Origin of the sequence: Streptomyces sp. NPDC060194 (genome assembly GCF_042728285.1) — a bacterium.
Taxonomy (GTDB): Bacteria; Actinomycetota; Actinomycetes; order Streptomycetales; family Streptomycetaceae; genus Streptomyces.
This window is the reverse complement of sequence record NZ_JBHWZH010000274.1, coordinates 1-3,039: the sequence shown is the minus strand read 5'-3', so window position 1 is coordinate 3,039 and position 3,039 is coordinate 1. Positions and strand designations below refer to the sequence as shown.

Below are 3,039 nucleotides of genomic sequence, written 5' to 3'. Positions count from 1 at the left end.
CGCCGCCCCCCACCGGGCCGTCCCACGGCCGGGCCGCTCCGCGAGGGCCGCTCAGCCCACCGAGCTGTACGCCACGACCCCCCGCAGCACCGCGTCCACCGCCTTGCGCGCGTTCGCGCTCACCGTCGAGCCCTCCCGCGGCGCGGCGGCCGCGATCTGCCCGAGGACGTCGATGACCTGCTTGCACCAGCGCACGAAGTCGCCGGCCGGCATCTCCGCCTCCCGCAGGACGACGTCCAGGCCCTTGCCGGACGCCCACTGGTGGACCGCCCAGGCGAAACCGAGATCGGGTTCGCGCTGGCCGACCCCCTCCGCCTGGTTGATCTTGAAGTCCTCCTCCAGGGCGTCGAGCCTCCCCCAGATGCGGACCATCTCGCCCAGCGCCTCCTTGGCCGCCCCGCCGGGCACCTTCGGCATGACCGCGTCGTCGGACTGCCGCGCCTCGTAGACCAGGGCGGAGACGCACGCCGCCAGCTCGGCCGGACTCAGGCCCTCCCAGACCCCGTCCCGCAGGCACTCGCTGGCCAGCAGGTCCAGCTCGCCGTAGAGGCGGGCGAGGCGCTTGCCGTGCTCGGTGGCCTCGTCGCCGCGGAGGTAGTCGAGCTCGGTGAGCAGCGCGCAGATCCGGTCGAAGGTGCGGGCGATGGTGTTCGTCCGGCCCTCGATGCGCCGCTCCAGCTGGCGGGTGTCCCGGTGCAGGCGGTGGTAGCGCTCCGCCCAGCGGGCGTGGTCCTCCCGCTCGTCGCAGCCGTGGCAGGGGTGCGCGCGCAGCTCGGTGCGGAGCCGGGCGATCTCGCGGTCGTCCGCGGCGGCGGCCCGCCCGCGCCGGTGCTTCTCCGGCCGGATGTGTCCGGCCCGGCTGCGCAGCACGGAGGCGAGGTCGCGCCGCGACTGCGGGGAGCGGGCGTTGAACGACTTCGGGATGCGCAGGGTGTCCAGCGCCTCGACCGGCACGGGGAAGTCGACCGAGCCGAGCCGCTTGACCTGCCGCTCCGCGGTCAGCACCAGCGGGCGCGGCCCGTCGGCGTACTCGAAGCCGCGGTGGCCGTTGGCCCGCCCGGCGGGCATGCCCGGGTCCAGGACGAGGGCGAGCCCGGCGAACTTGCCGGTGGGCACGTGGATCACGTCACCGGGGCGGAGCTTCTCCAGCGCGTCGGCGGCCGCCGCGCGCTTCTGGGCGACGCCCTGCTTGGCGAGGTCGTTCTCCCGCTCCTTCAGCTCGCGCCGCAGCCGCGCGTACTCCTCGAAGTCGCCCAGGTGGCAGCGCATGCCCTCCTGGTAGCCCTCGAGCCCCTCCTCGTTCTTCCGCACCTGCTTGGCGATCCCGACGACGGACTTGTCCGCCTGGAACTGCGCGAAGCTCGTCTCCAGGAGCTCGCGCGAGCGGTGCCGCCCGAACTGCTGCACCAGGTTCACGGCCATGTTGTACGAGGGCCGGAAGCTGGACCGCAGCGGGTACGTACGCGTGCCGGCGAGACCGGCGAGCGCCGTCGGGTCCATGGCGCGCTGCCACAGCACCACCGCGTGGCCCTCGACGTCGATGCCCCGGCGGCCCGCCCGGCCGGTGAGCTGGGTGAACTCGCCCGGCGTGATGTCGGCGTGCGTCTCGCCGTTCCACTTGACCAGCTTCTCGAGCACCACGCTGCGGGCGGGCATGTTGATGCCCAGCGCGAGGGTCTCGGTGGCGAAGACGGCCTTCACGAAGCCGCGCAGGAACAGCTCCTCGACGACCTCCTTGAAGGTGGGCAGCATGCCGGCGTGGTGCGCGGCGATGCCCCGCTCCAGGCCCTCCAGCCACTCGTAGTAGCCGAGGACGTGCAGGTCCTCGCGCGGGATCGAGGCCGTCCGCTCCTCGACGATCTCCCGGACCCGGCGCCGCTTGTCCTCGTCGTTGAGCCGGAGCCCGGCGAGCAGGCACTGCTGGACGGCGGCCTCGCAGGCGGCGCGGCTGAAGATGAAGGTGATCGCGGGCAGCAGGCCCTCGTTGTCGAGCCGCTGGATGACCTCGGGGCGGCTCGGCGTCCAGATCCTGGCCCGCTGCCGGCGCTCGCGCTCCCGGTCGGCCTCGCGGACCATCTTGCCCTTGCGCCGGTCGCGCGGGTTGTACGAGCGCTGGTTCTCCATCCGGGCCAGCCGCACCAGGTCGGGGTTGACCTCGCGGCGCCTGCCCTCGGTCTCCTCCTCGAACAGGTCGTACATCCGCCGCCCGGCCATCACGTGCTGGAACAGCGGGACGGGCCGGTGCTCGGAGACGATCACGTCGGTGTCGCCGCGGACGGTGTCCAGCCAGTCGCCGAACTCCTCGGCGTTGGACACCGTCGCGGAGAGCGAGACCAGGGTGACCGACTCGGGCAGGTGGATGATCACCTCTTCCCAGACGGCGCCCCGGAACCGGTCGGAGAGGTAGTGCACCTCGTCCATGACCACGTGGCCGAGGCCGACGAGCGCCTGGGAGCCGGCGTACAGCATGTTCCGCAGGACCTCGGTGGTCATCACGACCACCGGGGCGTCGGAGTTGACGCTGTTGTCGCCGGTGAGCAGGCCGACCTTCTCGGCGCCGTACCGCTTGACCAGGTCCTGGTACTTCTGGTTCGACAGCGCCTTGATCGGCGTGGTGTAGAAGCACTTCCGGCCCTGGGCGAGCGCCAGGTGGACGGCGAACTCGCCGACGATCGTCTTGCCCGAACCGGTGGGGGCCGCGACGAGCACGCCCTTGCCGGCCTCCAGCGCCTTGCACGCCTCGATCTGGAACGGGTCGAGCCCGAAGTCGTACATCTCGCGGAAGGCGTAGAGCGCGGTGGCCTGCTCGGCGGCGCGCACACGCGAGAGGGCGTAGCGCTCAGCAGGTGTGAGTTCCTCTGTCATCTTGTCCTCGACCATACCCGCCGCCACTGACAGTCAGCCCGATCTTTACCGAGCAGCGGAAAGCCTGTCTCTTATACATATCTGCCCTCGCGAGAACCACTACGCGAAGAAGCCTCCACTATCGGCCCGTAATCCGCGACCATCTCTCACCGCCTTTCCTGGCGGCCCCGCGAG

At 71.7% G+C, this 3,039-nt stretch carries 1 protein-coding gene; it reads right to left on the bottom strand.

The window, feature by feature from the left end:
* Positions 1-51: 51 nt before the first annotated feature.
* On the bottom strand, positions 52-2,865 hold the full coding sequence (locus ACFWEG_RS28775) for a DEAD/DEAH box helicase (RefSeq protein ID WP_387220989.1): 2,814 nt from the start codon (positions 2,863-2,865) through the stop codon (positions 52-54).
* Positions 2,866-3,039 lie beyond the last annotated feature (174 nt).

Coding starts and splice junctions, on each gene's coding strand:
- ACFWEG_RS28775 (WP_387220989.1), bottom strand. CDS start 2,865: ATGACAGAGGAACTCACACCTGCTGAGCGCTACGCCCTCTCGCGTGTG.